This window comes from Tistrella sp., from assembly GCF_002684955.1.
Lineage (GTDB): Bacteria > Pseudomonadota > Alphaproteobacteria > Tistrellales > Tistrellaceae > Tistrella > Tistrella mobilis.
This window is the reverse complement of record NZ_NYWI01000078.1, coordinates 35,959-51,877: the sequence shown is the minus strand read 5'-3', so window position 1 is coordinate 51,877 and position 15,919 is coordinate 35,959. Positions and strand designations below refer to the sequence as shown.

General features: G+C 69.3%; 13 protein-coding genes and 1 pseudogene. 10 read left to right on the top strand and 4 right to left on the bottom strand.

What is annotated here, in order from left to right; all coding sequences use genetic code 11:
• The first annotated feature begins 303 nt into the window (after nt 1-303).
• Nucleotides 304-1,386, top strand: a complete 1,083-nt coding sequence (locus CMO28_RS26800; RefSeq protein ID WP_296719709.1) for a glycosyltransferase — start codon at nt 304-306, stop codon at nt 1,384-1,386.
• Nucleotides 1,387-1,501: 115 nt separating this feature from the next.
• Here the strand turns inward: CMO28_RS26800 and CMO28_RS26795 are convergent, their stop codons facing one another.
• Entirely contained in the window at nt 1,502-2,668 is a 1,167-nt protein-coding gene (locus CMO28_RS26795; protein ID WP_296719707.1) for a hypothetical protein, read from the bottom strand.
• Nucleotides 2,669-2,943: 275 nt separating this feature from the next.
• Here CMO28_RS26795 and CMO28_RS26790 point away from each other — a divergent pair, with 275 nt between their 5' ends.
• Genes CMO28_RS26790 through CMO28_RS26780 form a run of 3 tightly spaced genes read left to right on the top strand, consistent with a single transcriptional unit; the run spans nt 2,944 to nt 5,840 of the window.
• Entirely contained in the window at nt 2,944-3,975 is a 1,032-nt protein-coding gene (locus tag CMO28_RS26790) for a TRAP transporter substrate-binding protein (protein ID WP_296719704.1), read from the top strand.
• Nucleotides 3,965-4,498, top strand: coding sequence for a TRAP transporter small permease (locus tag CMO28_RS26785; RefSeq protein WP_296719699.1), 534 nt, complete (start codon nt 3,965-3,967; stop codon nt 4,496-4,498). Before CMO28_RS26790 ends, CMO28_RS26785 begins: the two co-directional genes overlap by 11 nt.
• 4 nt (nt 4,499-4,502) lie before the next feature.
• Nucleotides 4,503-5,840 (top strand): TRAP transporter large permease, encoded by a 1,338-nt coding sequence (locus tag CMO28_RS26780; RefSeq protein ID WP_296719695.1) that lies wholly within the window; start codon nt 4,503-4,505, stop codon nt 5,838-5,840.
• Here CMO28_RS26780 and pcaQ read toward each other — a convergent pair.
• On the bottom strand, nt 5,806-6,792 hold the full coding sequence (pcaQ, locus tag CMO28_RS26775; RefSeq protein WP_296719692.1) for a pca operon transcription factor PcaQ: 987 nt from the start codon (nt 6,790-6,792) through the stop codon (nt 5,806-5,808). The genes CMO28_RS26780 and pcaQ overlap by 35 nt on opposite strands.
• A gap of 82 nt (nt 6,793-6,874) precedes the next feature.
• Between pcaQ and pcaC the strand changes: the two genes are divergently transcribed.
• The 6 genes from pcaC to CMO28_RS26745 all read left to right on the top strand — a co-directional run bounded on the left by pcaC (nt 6,875) and on the right by CMO28_RS26745 (nt 12,755).
• Nucleotides 6,875-7,288, top strand: a complete 414-nt coding sequence (pcaC, locus tag CMO28_RS26770) for a 4-carboxymuconolactone decarboxylase (protein ID WP_296719689.1) — start codon at nt 6,875-6,877, stop codon at nt 7,286-7,288.
• The gene (gene pcaH / locus CMO28_RS26765; protein ID WP_296719686.1) at nt 7,285-7,989 is read left to right on the top strand and encodes a protocatechuate 3,4-dioxygenase subunit beta; all 705 of its coding nucleotides are present in this window, start codon (nt 7,285-7,287) and stop codon (nt 7,987-7,989) included. The genes pcaC and pcaH overlap by 4 nt, the downstream gene beginning before the upstream one ends.
• A gap of 4 nt (nt 7,990-7,993) precedes the next feature.
• The gene (gene pcaG / locus CMO28_RS26760) at nt 7,994-8,578 is read left to right on the top strand and encodes a protocatechuate 3,4-dioxygenase subunit alpha (RefSeq protein ID WP_062766782.1); all 585 of its coding nucleotides are present in this window, start codon (nt 7,994-7,996) and stop codon (nt 8,576-8,578) included.
• A complete protein-coding gene (locus CMO28_RS26755) occupies nt 8,571-9,800 on the top strand; it encodes a lyase family protein (RefSeq protein ID WP_296719682.1) in 1,230 nt (409 codons plus the stop codon). The genes pcaG and CMO28_RS26755 overlap by 8 nt, the downstream gene beginning before the upstream one ends.
• A complete protein-coding gene (pobA, locus tag CMO28_RS26750; RefSeq protein ID WP_296719679.1) occupies nt 9,793-10,977 on the top strand; it encodes a 4-hydroxybenzoate 3-monooxygenase in 1,185 nt (394 codons plus the stop codon). Before CMO28_RS26755 ends, pobA begins: the two co-directional genes overlap by 8 nt.
• Before the next feature lie 140 nt (nt 10,978-11,117).
• Nucleotides 11,118-12,755 (top strand): Na+/H+ antiporter, encoded by a 1,638-nt coding sequence (locus CMO28_RS26745; protein ID WP_296719676.1) that lies wholly within the window; start codon nt 11,118-11,120, stop codon nt 12,753-12,755.
• A 49-nt stretch (nt 12,756-12,804) separates the two neighbouring features.
• Here the strand turns inward: CMO28_RS26745 and CMO28_RS26740 are convergent, their stop codons facing one another.
• A complete protein-coding gene (locus CMO28_RS26740) occupies nt 12,805-13,086 on the bottom strand; it encodes a Nif11-like leader peptide family natural product precursor (RefSeq protein ID WP_296719674.1) in 282 nt (93 codons plus the stop codon).
• A gap of 105 nt (nt 13,087-13,191) precedes the next feature.
• Nucleotides 13,192-15,824, bottom strand: a pseudogene (locus CMO28_RS26735) (DUF4135 domain-containing protein).
• Nucleotides 15,825-15,919 lie beyond the last annotated feature (95 nt).

Sequence of the window (15,919 nt, the reverse complement as noted above, 5' to 3'; positions counted from 1 at the left end):
TTCCAGCAAACGCCGCCCCGGCATCTCGCCGCGGGCGGCGTTGCTGCGTTCGGCGCCCCGCACTCTCTCTTTCTCTCTCCCTCGCCAGACGGGGCAGGGGCCCCCACGATCTTCCTTCTGTCTTCCCGCTCCGACGCCGCCTATTGTCGTGATCCGCATGTTGCGCAACCTTGGCCGGGAGGTCGGGCTATGGCCCCGCAAAAAGTTTTTGGCATCCTCGACTGACGGGGCATAATGTCATCCCGAGGCTTCGGCGCTGCCTGTAAGCGACGACTGCCTGCGGTTTTGGATTACCCCTTGCTCATGGTCATTGTCTTGAAGTCGTCGCGCCCGCTCCGCATCGTTCATGTCGCCAATTTTTCTCTGAAGCCGAAGGGTGCCGGCTTTTTCTCCGTCTCTTTCAAAATGAGCAACGGGTTGACCCGGCTCGGACATAATGTGATCAATTTCAGCGACCGGGACGTTGCGCGGGCGTCCAATATTTTCGGCAGCCGCAAGTTCGGCGTCGGGGCGTCGAACAAGAAGCTCGTCGAGCTGGTGTCGCGTTTCCGTCCCGACCTCCTGCTGCTCGGTCATGCGGATGTCATCCAGCCGGACACCCTGGATGAGATTCGTGCCAGCCGCCCCGGTATCAAGATCGTTCAGTGGAGCGTTGATGCCCTGTTCGAACCGGACAATGTCGCGCGGCTGAAAAGCAAGATTGCCCGGGTCGATTGCACGTTCGTATCGACGGCGGGGGCCAGGCTGGATGAGCTGGGCGCGCCAGGTCACAAGGTTGCCTATCTGCCGAATCCGGTCGATCCGTCGATCGAGTGCCTTCGCGCCTTCGAGCATCCCCGCGTGGCGTTGCAGACCGATCTGTTCTTTGCTTCCGGCTCTGGAACGGTGCCGCGCTTCCATGTCGGCATAGAGACCACCGCCAACAAGCTTGCGACGCGGATCAGGGAAGCCATTCCGGGGCTGCGCACCGATTTCCCCGGCATCCTGGGCGCACCTCACAAATTCGGCGCGGCTTTCGAGGATGCTCTGGCAACTTCGGCTATGGCGCTCAATCTCAGTCGCCGCAATGACGATCACCTCTATTCATCCGATCGCATTGCCCAGGTGATGGGATGCGGTTTGCTGACCTTCGTTGACCGTGCGACGGGCCTCGAGGAATTTTTCAGCGATGAAGAAATCGTCTTCTACAGCGATGAAGCTGCCCTGATCTCTGCGATCGATCAGCATTTCCGCGATGACGACCTCCGCCGTCGCCGGGCGGAGGCTGGTTGGCGGAAATATTTCCAGCTCTTCGATACGACCAGGGTCTGTGACTACGTCATCGACGTCGTCTTCGACCGGGTGGACCCTGCGACGTTCAAGTGGCAGCCGGCACCGGTGCGCTGATCGCAGGGATGGCCGTTGCCGTCTGGCTGTAAGAGCAGGGCGGCTGTGACCAGAGTTTTAAGATCGACTGCGGGGCCTGGAGGCCGCGTTCGAAGGTCGACATCCGTCCTGGTCTTCATACCGCCGGCGCAGGCAGGGCAGGCTTTCCGAGGCTATGCGGCAGGGCAGGGGCCCCGGGTGCGGCCCCCTGGCCGAGGATGGTGCGCAGCACCTGTTCGTCGCGGAAATAGGTGAAGTGGATGGTGCCGTCGATCCGGTCCATCAGGCCCCCGGGCAGGTCGACGACGAAGCGGGTGACATCTCCCGCTTCTATGGCGGGGCTGTCGGCCGGCACCAGACCGGCCGAGAGCAGGTCGCGGTCTGCATGGATGTCGCTCCAGCCATGGCCCGGGCGGCGTTCTACCGCCGCGGCGATTTCATCCGTCAGCCAGCGGGAGCGGAAGGCGAAGACGGCACCGGGCGATCCGATGGTGACGACCGAGATCTTTTCGAGATCCGCCGCGCGATACCACCCGGCGATCAGATCGGTGACGATCAGTGAGCCGAAGGAATGGCCGACGATGATCCCCCTGTCGTAGCCGCCGGTGGCGAGCGCCCTGGCGAGGCTGGACTGCACGCGCATGCGCAACCGGGCACGCAGGCCGGTGATACCATCTGCTGCGGCATCGCGCAGATAGGCGCGGGTAAAGGCGGCGAGATCGGCGACGGCCATCACCGGCAGCAGGGGAATGAGGATGGTGAGGGTTGCGGCCCAGCTCTGCGGCAGCTGCGCCACCAGCCAGGCGGCGGCGGCCTGTACATGCTGCCCCACCCACACCATGGCGCCGGAGCCGTTGCCCGTGGCCGCGGTGGGGGAAATATCGCCCCCGACCGCCTGGGCGACGATGGTGATCAGCGAAACCAGCCAGAGCACCAGCATGGCTGCCGATGCGAGATAACCGACCGCAATGTAGAAGGAATAGCGGAAGACCGCACACCACATCCGCGGATAGCCCAGCCAGTAGATCAGCAGGGACAGCCCGCGGAAGAGGCGACCGATCGGCTGGTCTTCGGCCGGTGTGGGGATCAGGTCCGACCAGGACGCCTCGTAGACGTCGAGCGTCTGGGGCAGGCCGGTGGTATCGGATGGGGTCACCGCCAGGGTCGCCTTGTCGGTATCCGATGCGGTCATGGTCATCGGCATGGTTTCCGACATCGCGAGGTTGGCGACCAGCACCTCGCGCAGGGTGTTCCTGGGCTTTCGGTGATAGCCCGGAACCAGGATCAGCGCCCAGCTCGCCATGTGTGTCTCCCCCTCATGCGATGGCATCATGGTCCCCGGAAGTGTGGATGCGGAGGCACTGATTGTACAGGCCCATGCTCCACCTCTCCGTGCATGCTGTCACAGACTGTGCCGTGGAGCTGTGCATCTATATAACCGTATGGTTATGCAAGAGGGCCGCAAACCTCACTTTGAATCACGGGCCGGCACTGCCATCGTTGACCCGATGATCGCGCCGGGACCATCCGGCAGCCGGCTTCCGGGCCGGACGATGCGACGTTCAGGGGGGATATCGGATGCGCATCTTCGTGCGGTTGGCTGTGGCGGCCACGGCGATGCTGGTCTCGGCATCGGCGATGGCGGCCGACCAGGTGAAACTGACCGTTCACCATTTCCTGAACCAGATGGCCCCGGCCCAGACCCGGCTGATCGAGCCCTGGGCAAAGCGGGTGGAAGAGGAGTCCGGCGGCCGGATCTCGGTCGAGATCTATCCGTCGATGTCGCTGGGCGGCAAGCCCAACCAGCTGTTCCAGCAGGCCGAGGACGGTATTGCCGACATCGTCTGGACTGTGGCCGGCTACACCCCCGGCCGCTTCCCGAAGCTTGAAGTCTTCGAACTGCCCTTCGTGCATCTGAACGATCCGGTCGCCACCAATCTGGCGATCCGCGACATGCTGGCGAGCGACTTCGCCGACGAGTTCAAGACCGTCAAACCGCTGCTGGTCCATGTTCATGCCGGCCAGACGCTGAACATGGTCGATGCCCCGGTGCGCAGCCCCGCCGATGTTCAGGGCCGGAAGATCCGCATCCCCGGTCGGGTCGGCGGCTGGGTGGTGGAAGCGCTGGGCGGCTCGCCGATCGGCATGCCGGTGCCGGACGTGCCGGCGGCGATCTCCAAGCGGGTCATCGACGGGGTGATGGTGCCGTTCGAGGTGGTGCCGTCGCTGAAGCTCGACCAGCTGACCCGCGGCCCCGGCGAGGGCGCCAATGGCGAGCGGTTCGGTACGGCGGTGTTCATCTTCGCCATGAACAAGGCGAAGTATGACGGCCTGCCCGAGGATCTGAAGGCGGTGATCGACCGCAATTCCGGCGCGGATTTCGCGCGGGAGATCGGCCACGCCTGGCTGGAGGCGGAAGAGGTCGGCCGCAAGGCCTATACCGATCGCGGCATCGATATCGCGAAGCTGACGCCCGACGAACTGGCGGCCTTCCGCACGGCCCTTGCACCGGTCGAGACCCGCTGGATCGAGGATGCGGCCACGAAGGGCATCGACGGTGCGGCCCTGGTCGCCCGGGCGCGCGAGCGTGTGGCGGCGCATGGCGAGTGAGGGGCGCCCGCTGCCCGAACGGGTGGCGCGCCTCTGGGCGCTGGCGGGGGGCGTGGTTCTGGTGGCGGTGATGGCGGTGACGGGGACGAGCATCGTGCTCGACCTCGCCATCCGCCGGCCGATCGCCGGTGACTTCGAACTGACCCAGCTGGGTTGCGCGATCGCCGTCTTCGCTTTCCTGCCCTTCGCCCAGCTGAGGCGCGCCCATGTCTCGGTGGACCTGTTCATTCAGGCGCTGCGACCCGGAGTGCAGCGCGGGCTCGACCGGGTGGTGGATGTCCTGATGGCCGGCTTCGCCCTGCTGCTGCTCTGGCGGATGAGCCTGGGCTTCCTTGGCTATTACGCCACCGACTATCCGGAAGTGACGCCGATCCTGCAGATCCCGGTCTGGTGGGCCTTCCCGCCGATCCTGGTGTCGCTCGCCCTCTGGGCCGCGGTGGCGGGCTGGATGGCCGCCGGCGGGCGGCCGGCGGCGGGCATCGACGATGAGGCCGCCATGCCTGGTGGCGCGGGAGGACATTGACGTCATGGGGCCGATCGAGACCGGCATTGCCGGTATGGTCATCATGTTCGTGATGATCGCCCTCAGGGTGCCGATCGCGCTGGCCATGGCGCTGGTCGGGGCCGGCGGTACGGTGGTGCTGTCGGGAGAGACCATCCTGCTTCGCCAGCTGCAGACCCTCGCCTTCGACCAGTTCTCGCTCTACGACCTGAGCGTGGTGCCGTTCTTCATCCTGATGGGCCAGTTCGCCGGCCGGTCCGGCCTCTCGGGCGATCTGTTTGCGGGGGTAAACGCCTGGATCGGCCGGCTGCGCGGCGGTGTCGCCATGGCGGCGATCGGTGCCTGCGCCGGCTTCGGCGCGGTCTGCGGCTCGTCGCTCGCCACCGCATCGACCATGGGGCAGGTGGCGCTGCCGGAACTTCGCCGGCTGGGCTATGCCCCGGCGCTCGCCACCGGCACGCTGGCGGCCGGTGGTACGCTCGGCATCCTGATCCCGCCCTCGGTGGTGCTGGTGATCTATGCGGTCACGGTGGAAAGCAACATCGTCACCATGTTCGGGGCCGCCCTGGTGCCCGGGCTGATCGCGGTGGTCTTCTTTCTGGCGGTGATCCGCATCCAGGTGCTGCTGAAGCCGGAACTGGGCCCCGCGGCGACGCCCGTGCCCTGGCCCGAGAAACTGCGCCTGACGCTGCGCCTGGCCCCGGTGGTGCTGGTCTTCGGGGTGGTGATCGGCGGCATCTATATGGGCCTGTTCAATCCGACACCCGCGGCCGCGGTGGGCGCGCTGCTGGTCGGGCTCTACGGGATCGGCCTCCGCCTGGCCGGCCGCGGCGGGCTGGGCCCGGCCGGGCTGAAGGCGGCGATGCTGGAGACGGCGCTCTCCACCGCCATGATCTATCTGATCCTGTTCGGCGCGGCCCTGCTGCAGATCTTCCTCGCCCGGTCGGGCCTGCCGCAGGCCGGGGCGGCGCTGGTTCGTGAAAGCACGCTCGATCCCTATCTGATCCTGGTCGCGATCCTGGTGCTGCTGATCCTGCTCGGCTGTCTGATGGATTCGCTGAGCATGATCCTGCTCGCCATCCCCTTCCTCTGGCCGGTGGTGGCGGGGCTCGATTTCGGCCTGACGCCCGAGGATCAGAAGGTCTGGTTCGGCATCATCGCCCTGGTGGTGGTGGAGCTGGGGCTGATCACGCCGCCGGTCGGGCTGAATGTCTTCATCATCAACGGCCTCGCCCACGACGTGCCGATGCGCGAGACCTTCCGCGGCGTGATGCCGTTCTTCGCGGCCGAGATCCTGCGGGTGGCGCTGCTGGTGGCGGTGCCGGCGATCACGCTGACCCTGCCGCGATTGCTGGGGTATTGAGCAGATGAACCAGCTCTTCTTCCGCATCCGCCGCTCTCAGATCCGCCGCGACATCGCGGATCGCATCGATCAGCAGGCGCAGCACCGGTGTCGGCGGCTGGTCGGCCCGGGTGGTGAGCCCGACCGGTCCGCTGGTGTCGCCGGTATCCAGGCGCAGTTCGCGCAGCTGGCCCTCGGCGATGTCGCGGGCGACCACGCCGCGAGAAATGATCCAGACCGCATCCGACTGGCGGACATAGCTGCGGCCGAAGGTGCCCGAGACGGTTTCGATCGCCGTGTCGATCCGTCGGATGCCGGCGGCGATCAGGAACCGGTCCACCACCGGCCGGATGATCGAGCCGGGCGGCGGCACGATCATCGGATAACCGGCCACCGCCCGCGGGTCGGGGACCGGACGGTCGAGCAGGGGATGGCCGGGGCGAACGGCGAAGGTGACGCGTTCGGAATAGAGATGCTCGAAGCTGAGCCCGGTCATGGCTTCCGGCTCGGCCAGGCGCCCGACCACCAGATCGAGTTCGCCGATCCTGAGCTGGGCCAGCAGCAGGGTGTTGGGTCCGTCGACCACCCGCACGGTGGCCCGCGCACCGCCGGTGTCGAAGCGGCGCACCGCCGCCGGCATCACCTGGGCTGCGACGGTCGGCAGGGCGCCGATGCGCAGCAGCTCAGTTCCGCTGCCGCTCCGGGCGCGGGCGATGGCGTCGACGCCGTCGCTCAGGGCCGTCACCGCCGTGCCGGCATGGTTCAGGAACAGGCGGCCGAAGGGGGTGAGGGTCAGGCCGCGGCGGCCGCGATCGAACAGCCGCGCGTCCAGCACCTCTTCCAGCTCGCGCAGCGTTTTCGACACCGCCGGCTGGGTGATCGCCAGGCTGTCGGCTGCGGCCACCACGCTGCGCAGCCGCGCCACTTCCAGGAAGCATGTCAGATGCCGGAACTTGATGCGCCGGTCGATCATCTACCCGCCTCTCCCTTCACGCCGCCATGCATCATCCTACACGAGCCTGTGCCGATCTGGCGCCCCATGAAGGAGACCGGCCATGTCAGATCCGCGTGACATCAGGGGCGATGCGGTGCGCCGCCGGGTGCTGGGCGATGCCCATGTCGACCGGGCCCACCGCAACATGTCGACCTTCGATGCGCCGTTTCAGGAGTTCATCACCCGCGGCGCCTGGGGCGAGGTGTGGAGCCGGCCGCATCTGACCCCACGCGAACGGTCGATGCTGACCATCACCCTGCTGGCGGCGCTGGGCCATCACGACGAAATGGCGATGCATGTCCGCGCCACGGCCAATACCGGCGCCAGCGCTGCGGATGTGCAGGAGGCGCTGCTGCATGTGGCGGTCTATGCCGGGGTGCCGGCGGCCAATACCGCCTTTGCCATCGCCAAGCGGGTGCTGGCCGAGATGACGGCGGGGTCTTCCGCCGATGGAGAGGGAGGGCAGGACAGGTGACCGGAGAAATTTCCCCCCGCGACTGGTCGGCCCAGCCGCCCTATCTGGCGCCCGACTATAAATCGACCCTGCTGCGGGCGCCGTCGAAACCGCTGATCCCGATCCCGCACGGCATCATGGAGGCGACGGCCCCGGTCTTCGGCCAGGATGCGGTCGGGCCGCTCGACCACGACCTGACCCGCAATGGCCGGGTGAATGGCGAACCTTTGGGCGAGCGGATCGTGGTGACCGGCCGCGTGCTGGACGATGCCGGCCGGCCGGTGCCGGGCACGCTGATCGAGATCTGGCAGGCCAATGCCGCCGGGCGCTATGTCCATGTCGCGGATGCCCATGATGCGCCGCTCGATCCCAATTTCACCGGGGCGGGGCGGGTGGTGACCGATCAGGACGGCCGCTACAGCTTCATCACCGTCAAACCCGGCGCCTATCCCTGGCGCAACCATCCGAATGCCTGGAGGCCCAACCACATCCACCTGTCGCTGTTCGGGCGGAGCTTCGCCAGCCGGCTGGTGACCCAGATGTATTTCCCGGGCGACCCGCTGCTGGCGCTGGACCCGATCTTCCAGGCGACCGCCGATGCCGGGGCGCGGGACCGGCTGGTGGCGCGGTTCGATATCGGCGTCACGCAGCCGGAATTCGCCCTGGGCTATGTGTTCGACATCGTGCTGCGCGGCGCGATGGCCACGCCGATGGAGGATTGAGGCGATGCGCAACAGCCTGATCCAGACGCCGTCGCAGACCGTGGGGCCGTTCTTCGCCTATGGGCTGACCGCGCGGCAATACGGCTACAAAGGCGGCCAGATCGCCGATGCGGTGATCGCCGACGAGACCTGCCCGGGCGAGCGGATCGTGATCACCGGCCGGGTGCTGGATGGCGCCGGGGCGGCCATCGAGGATGCCCTGGTCGAGATCTGGCAATGCGATGCCGCCGGCCGGGTGGCGGGGCCGGCGACGCCCGGCTTCCGGGGGTTCGGCCGCTGCGGCACCGGCATCGACCCCGAGCGGCGCTTCCGGTTCGAGACCGTGCGGCCGGGCGTGGCTGCGGGCGAGGGCGGCGCACCGCATCTTTCGGTGATCCTGTTCATGCGCGGGCTGCTGAGCCACGCCTTCACCCGGATCTATTTCCCCGAGGACATCGCGGCGCTGGCGGCCGATCCGGTGCTGGCCCTGGTGCCGGAGGCGCGGCGGGAAACACTGGTGGCGCGGCGGCTGGTGGTGCCGGGGCTGCCTGCCTACGGCTTCGACATCCGCATGCAGGGCGATGGCGAGACGGTGTTCTTCGATGTCTGAGCATGAACGCGAAACGGTGCTGTTCACGGGCTCGGTGCTGTTCGGCGGGCTGTGGTCGGATGGCGAGGTGGCGGAGCTGCTGGCGGACCGCGCATTGATCGGCGCGATGCTGGAGGTGGAGGCGGTGCTGGCCGAGGCGGGGGAGGCGGCCGGGCTGGTGCCGGCGGCGGCTGCTGCTGCGATCGCCACCACTGCCCGCGGGCTCGACATCGACCCGGAGATGTTGGCGGCGGCCACGGCGCGGGACGGCGTGCCGGTCCCGGCACTGGTGCAGAGGCTGAGACGGGCGGTGACGGGCGAGGCGGCCGGCTTCGTGCATCTGGGCGCCACCAGCCAGGATGTGCTGGACAGCGCCATGATGCGCCAGGCCGGGCAGGTTCTGGCGGTGATCGACCGGCGGCTGGCCGGGCTGGTGGCACGGCTGACCGCGCTTGCGGATGCGCATCGGGCGACGATGATGGCCGGGCGGACGCGGGGGCAGATTGCCCTGCCGGTGCCGCTGGGCCTGAGGGTGGCCGGCTGGGCGGCACCGCTGATCCGCCATCGCCGGCGCCTGGACGACATGAAGCCGCGGCTGCTGGTCGCGACCCTGGGCGGGCCGGTGGGCAGCCTGTCGGGCATCGACCCCGGCGCGGCGGCGCGGCTGGAGGCGGCCTTCGCCGCCCGGCTGGGCCTGACCCTGCCGCCGATGCCGGGCCATGCCCAGCGCGACGGCCTGGCCGAACTGGGGAGCTGGCTGTCGCTGGTGGCGGGGGCGCTGGGCAAGATCGGCGCCGATCTGCTGATCATGGCACGGAGCGAGATCGCAGAGGTACGGATCGGCGGCGCCGGCGGATCTTCGGCCATGCCGCACAAGCGCAATCCGGTGCGGGCGGAGCTGCTGGTTGCGGCAGCGCGCGAGGTCGCGGGGCGCCTCGGCGCACTGCATGGCGCGCTGATCCATGCCGAGGAGCGCGACGGCGCCGCCTGGACGGCGGAATGGCAGAGCTGGCCCGCCATGGCGGTGGCGACCGCGGCGGCGCTGAACCATGCAGACGGGCTGCTGGACGATCTGGAGATCGATGCGCCGGCGATGCAGGCGCGGGCAAGCGATGGCGGCGATCGCGGATCGGCCGACCGTTTCATCGACCGGGTGATCGCCGAAGCGGCGCTGCGGGACGGCAGGCCCTCGGACGGCAGGTCTTCGGGCGGGAAGCTTTCGGGGGAGAGGGAGGATGCGTGAACGCACCCAGGTCGCGATCATCGGCGCAGGGCCCGCGGGGCTGCTGCTCGGTCAGCTGCTTCACAAGCATGGCATCGCCTCGGTCATCCTGGAACGGCGCAGTCGGGCCTATTGTGAAGGCCGGATCCGCGCCGGCGTGCTGGAACAGGGCACGGTGGATCTGCTGGACGAGGCAGGCGTGGCAGACCGGCTGCATCGCGAGGGGCTGGTGCATGGCGGCATCCATATCTCGCTGGATGGCCGGCGGGTGCATGTGGATCTGGCCGGCCGCGCCGGCGGGCGCCATGTGACGGTCTATGGCCAGACCGAGGTGGTGAAAGACCTGATCCGCGCCCGGCTGGACGTTCCCGGCGCCCTGCATTTCGAAGCGGACGAAGTGATGCCGCAAGGCTTCGATGGATCTGCGCCTTTCGTCACCTGGCGCGATGTCGACGGCCGGAGCCGGCGGCTGGACTGCGACGTCATCGCCGGCTGCGACGGCTTTCACGGCGTCACGCGCCAATGCCTGCCCGAGGGGGCGATCACCACGCATGAACGGATCTATCCCTTTGCCTGGCTGGGCATCCTGGCCGAGGCGCCGCCAGTGATGGACGAGCTGATCTATGCCCGCCATGCCCGCGGCTTCGCGCTCTACAGCATGCGCTCCCCCAGCATCGTGCGGCATTACGTGCAATGCGCGCCCGATACCGATCCCGCCGCCTGGCCGGATGCGCGAATCTGGGCGGAGCTGCGCGCCAGGCTGGGGGACGCGGACGGCGCGCGGCTGACCGAGGGGCGGGTGCTGGAAAAGGGCGTCACGCCGATGCGCAGCTTCGTGGCCGAACCGCTGCGCCACGGCCGGCTGTTCCTGGCCGGTGATGCCGCCCATATCGTGCCGCCGACCGGTGCCAAGGGGCTGAACCTGGCGGCGGGGGACGTACACTATCTGACCCGCGCCCTGGTCGACTGGTATGGCGGTGGTGGCGAGGCGGCGCTTGGCGCCTATTCGGCCCGGGCCCTGGCGCGGGTGTGGAAGGCGCAGCGCTTTTCGTGGTGGATGACCGCGATGCTGCATGATTTCGGGCCGGCGGCATCGACCTTCGATGCCGGGTTGCGGCGGGCGGAGCTTGAATATCTGCTGTCGTCGGAAGCCGCCCTGACCACGCTTGCCGAGAATTATGTCGGCCTGCCGTTCTGACCGTTTTCCCGGTTGCCTCCTGCCATGCGGCCGCGACGCGGCAGCCATGTCGAGCTGCGTCTGCCGCAGTCCCACGCGCCTCGGCTATCGTTCGCATATCGGGCCGGCCTCGTGGCCTGCGGACGTGGAGTGCGACGGCAATGGGATTGATCACCCTGGTGCTGGTGATGCTGCTGGCGGTGGTGGCGAGCGGTTTTGTGGTCAGGCTGTTGCCGGTGCCGGTTCCCCTGCCTCTGGTTCAGATCGCGCTGGGGGCCGGCATTGCCGCGGTGGCCGATCTGGGTATCGTGCTTGCGCCCGAGGTCTTCTTTCTGCTGTTCCTGCCGCCGCTGCTGTTTCTGGATGGCTGGCGGATCCCCAAGCCAGGGCTGTTCCGTGACTATGGTGCCGTCCTGCAGCTGGCGCTGGGGCTGGTGGTGTTCACCGTGCTGGGCATGGGCTTCTTCATCCATTGGATGATCCCGACCATGCCGCTGGAGGTGGCCTTTGCGCTGGCGGCCGTGCTGTCGCCGACCGATCCGATCGCGGTGACGGCGATCGCCGCCCGCAGCCCGCTGCCGGCGCGGGTGATGCATGTGCTGGAAGGCGAATCGCTGCTCAACGACGCCTCGGGCCTGGTCTGCCTGCGCTTCGCGGTGGCGGCGCTGCTGACCGGCAGTTTCTCGATGTCGGATGCCCTGCTGACCTTCGCACAGCTGGCGCTGGGCGGGCTTGCGACCGGTGTGCTGATCACCCTGGGTGCCACCTGGATCAAGGGGCGGATCAGTCGCCATGCCGGCGAGGAGCCGGGTATCGAGGTGCTGATCAGCCTGTTGATCCCCTTCGGCGCATATCTGGTGGCGGACCGCTTAGGCGTGTCGCCGATCCTGGCGGCGGTGGCCGCAGGCATCACCATGTCCCATGCCGAGATCCGCGGTCAGGTGCAGGCGATCACCCGGGTACGACGCAATGCCGTGTGGGATACGGTGCGGTTCGCCGTCAACGGCGTGATCTTCGTGCTGATGGGCGAGCAGCTGCCGGCGATCCTGTCGGGCGCCGTCACCGCGGTGCGCGAGACCGGCCATCGCGAGGCCTGGTGGCTGGCGGTCTATGTGCTGGCGATCACGGCCGGGCTTGCGGCGCTGCGCTGGCTTTGGGTCTATGTCTCACTGCGCCTGACCCTGCTGCGCCGGCACGAGGGGGCGCCGCTGTCGCGCGGCACCATTCACCGGCTGGTGGGGGCGATGACGCTGGCGGGGGTGCGCGGTGCCATCACCCTGGCCGGCATCCTGACCCTGCCGCTGATGCTGGACCACAGAACCGCGTTTCCGGCGCGGGATCTTGCGGTCTTTCTGGCGGCCGGGGTGATTCTGGCCTCGCTGATCGCGGCGGCGATCGGCCTGCCGCGGGTGCTGAAGGGGCTGGCGCCGGATGCGCTGGCAGAGGCGGACCAGACCGCCGACCGCATTCGGGCGGCGGCGGCGCGAGCGGCGATTCTGGCGGTGGAACGCGCCCAGCACGAGATGTCGGCGGGGCGTACCGATGCCGATCTGCATGCCGCCGTGGCGGCCCGGGTGATGGAGCTGTACCGCCGCCGGTTGGATGCCGACAGCCCGGATGCCACCACGGCCGATCTGTTCCGCCGCACCGACGAGATCGAGCGCCGGCTGCGGCTGGCGGGGCTGAGGGCCGAGCGGGCGGAGATTTTCCGCATCGCCCGGGCCCGCGAGATCGATGACGACCTGGCCCGCCGGCTGGTGCGCGAGATCGACCTGATGGAGGCCCGCTACCTGGCCTGACTGCCCGGCCCTTCAGGTCCCGGCCCTTCAGCTCCCAGGCCTTCGCATTTCATTTGGTGAAGATGCAGTAGCAGCCATTGGTGAACATGCACCAGGGTGAGCCGGCACCGGCGACCTGATCCAGCGCCTGATCGTCGAGTTCGTCATTCGGGCGGCCGTCGGTCGTGCGGCTGTGAAACTGGCGCTCGATTTCCGCGACGTCGATGTCGAGCCCGTTTGCGCGGGCAACCTCTTCCAGCCGGCGCGAGGCGGCGCCGATATCGCCACCCTCGCCCAGCAGGTCGGGGTTGGACTGGATGATGTCCTTCAGCTTGTCGAAATCGCTGCTCATGGCGGGTATCCGGTGTCGTGGGCTGATCCGGGCCTGACGCTAGCGCCTGTCGACGGCTTCCGCCATGGTCGGCCGTGGCCGATGTTGACGACCGTGTACCGCGGCTCAACCGAACGGCAGCAGAAAGCAGGAGGCCTGCGGTCCGCCATGGGCGAGGGCGTCCGCATGGCAGAGCCCGGCCAGGCCCTTGAACAGGCAGGGATCCGGCGCGGCCAGCGGCGGGGCGTCGCTCCAGAGCACCGGCGGGCCGCACAGACGCTCGGGGACCGTTCGGCCGGCCCGGATGAGGATGATCCGGCGGCCGGCATCGCCGCAGCAGAGATCCCCGGCGCCCGATGAGGGGGCGCCTGCCGTCGTGGCGAGGGCCATGTCCAGCTCCGCACGCCGGTCGGCGAAGATGTCGGGCGCCAGGTTGAGCAGGGCCAGCCGGGCGAGCGCAATGCCGGCCGCGCCATGGCACCATGCGGTGGCGGGGCGATGACCGCGATCGGGGGAGGGCCAGTTGGCGCGGGCCGGATCGAACAGCCGATCTTCGGCCGTCAGCGCCCGGCGGGCGGCATCGATGAGGGCCGGGGTATCGGTCACGGCACCGGCCGCGGCCAGCGCCACCGCCATGCCCGACTGGCCATGGGCAAGGCCCGCCAGCACCGGGCCGCGGGCCGGCTGCCAGATCAGGGCATCGCCATCGGTGGTGGCCATGGCGGTGAGGCGATCGGCCTGGCGCAGCAGCCGTCGGGCCAGCGCGGCCGAGGGGGCGCGGCTGTGCAGGAAGGCGAGGGCGACCACCAGCCCGGCCAGGCCGTCATGCAGATCGAACGGCAGGGATGCGGTGCTGTCGTCGGGATCGGCGGTGCGGGCGAGGCGGGAAGCATCGTCGATGAGCGCCGGATCGTCGAGCAGCTCTGCCGCCCAGACCAGGCCTGCGATCATGCCGCCCAGCCCGTCGGCATAGCCGGGGCCGAAGGCTGTAAGCGCGTTATCCGCCCCGGGATCTGCGATGAAGCGGCGGAGCGGCAGAAGGGCGGCCCGTGCGGCGTCCAGCCAGTCGGGCCGCCCGGCCAGACGGCCGGCCTGGGCCAGCGCCAGCGCGATGCCGGGGCTGCCGTGATAGAGGCCGTGGCCGGCCGGCCGCCAGGCGATTGGCGGGCGTTCATGGGGGCGGATCCAGTCGATGCCGCCATCGCGGCGGGGCAGGGCGGTGGCGACCAGATGCGCCGCCAGGCCCTGGTAATCGGCGGCTGCCGGCCGGACCGGCGCCAGCACCTGGCCGAGCATGCCGCCTGCGCGCCGCCGGTCGCCATCCGACAGCGCGCGGGCCTTTGCGATGATGCGGGCCCGCGGGGGTGGGTCGAGCCGGCCGATCGGGCTGCCATCGGCTTCGCCGAGCCGGCCATCGGCCGGATCGAAGCGGAAAGCGGGCACGTCCAGACGGGCGAGCGCGCGCGCCTCTGCCGCCAGCAGGCCCGGCCAGAGACCGGCATCGATGCCCGGCTGTGGCGGCCGGTGGGCGATGCGGGCGGCCTGGGCGGCGGGTGCCTCCGGGGCATCGGCCAGGTCCGGCTCGGCCAGACGCACCAGCAGGCGGCGATAGCTTTCGGTCGGCAGGGCGACATGGCGGCAGAGCGCGCCGGTGAAGGCGAGGGGGCCGTCTTCGGCGGTCAGCGCATCGCGATGGGCGATCAACACCTCCATCGCCGCGTCATGGCCGTCGACCAGCGCCGGGACCCAGGGGGTGACATCCACCTCCTGCCCGTCGAGCACGGGGCGGCAGGGATCTTCTACCGGCACCGCCACCGTTGCGCGGCGGATCCAGTCGGTGCCGATATGGCACCAGCCATTGTCGGGCACGGTCGCTGCCGGCAGCACCGGGCCGAGGCAGCCCATATTGCGCCAGATACCGCCCGGCAGCGGCACCAGGAAGGGCAGCAGCCCGGTGGTGAGCAGGGCGGGCGTGGCCTCCAGCCGGTCCAGGGCGGGCGACGCCGCGGGCAGGCCGAACAGGCATTCGAGATCGACCACCACCGGTGCGGCGCCGGCCGCGATCAGATTGTCGGAATGCACGTCATTGGCGCCGAGCAGGTCGAGCACCGCTGCAAGCCCGCCCAGGCGGCGGTGGAAGGCCTCCACCTCCGCCGTATCGGCACAGGGGGCCGCTCCACCCAGGCCATCCAGCCATGGCTGCCGCAATCAATGACCGCCGGACAATGCTGCGGCGGCAGGCGGTGGCGCTGGCCGGCGCTCATCCGCTCTTCAAGCCAGCCGAGCAGGGCGAAGAAGCCGGCTTCGGGCGCAAGGCCGCGGGGTTTGAAGGCGAGCGCCCGGCCGTCGGCAAGATCGACCCGCGCCACGCCGCGGCCATGGCCATGGGGGTCCGACAGGCCGAAGGTGATGTTCGTGATGTCAGGAGCGGGACCCGTGAGCGGGGCCAGCCGGTCGCGGTCGGCGGCGAAGGCGCGAAGCAGATCGGCCGCCGCCGCCCGACCATCGGCCGCGACCCGGTCCAGACGCGAGGCCAGGACCGGGTGTCGGGCGCACACAGCCTGCCAGCCACCCGCGATCAGCCCGGCGATAAAGGCGTCATGGGCGGCGGAAGAGGTGCCGGCCGGTGGCCGGTCGAGCAGCAGCGCGGCGGCCGGCAGGGGCGGGCGGCGGGTTTCGAACAGCTGGAAGACCAGCGGCGCCGCGATGGCGGCAAAACGTCCGGCCAGGTGATCGGCGAGGCCGCGGATCGCGGCCATCCGCCAGCCCTCCGCCACGCCGGGCAGGGCATCCAGGCCCATGGCCGCCGCCCGGCCGAGCGGGCGGAACAGGCCGTCGAAGGGGAGCGCCGTCA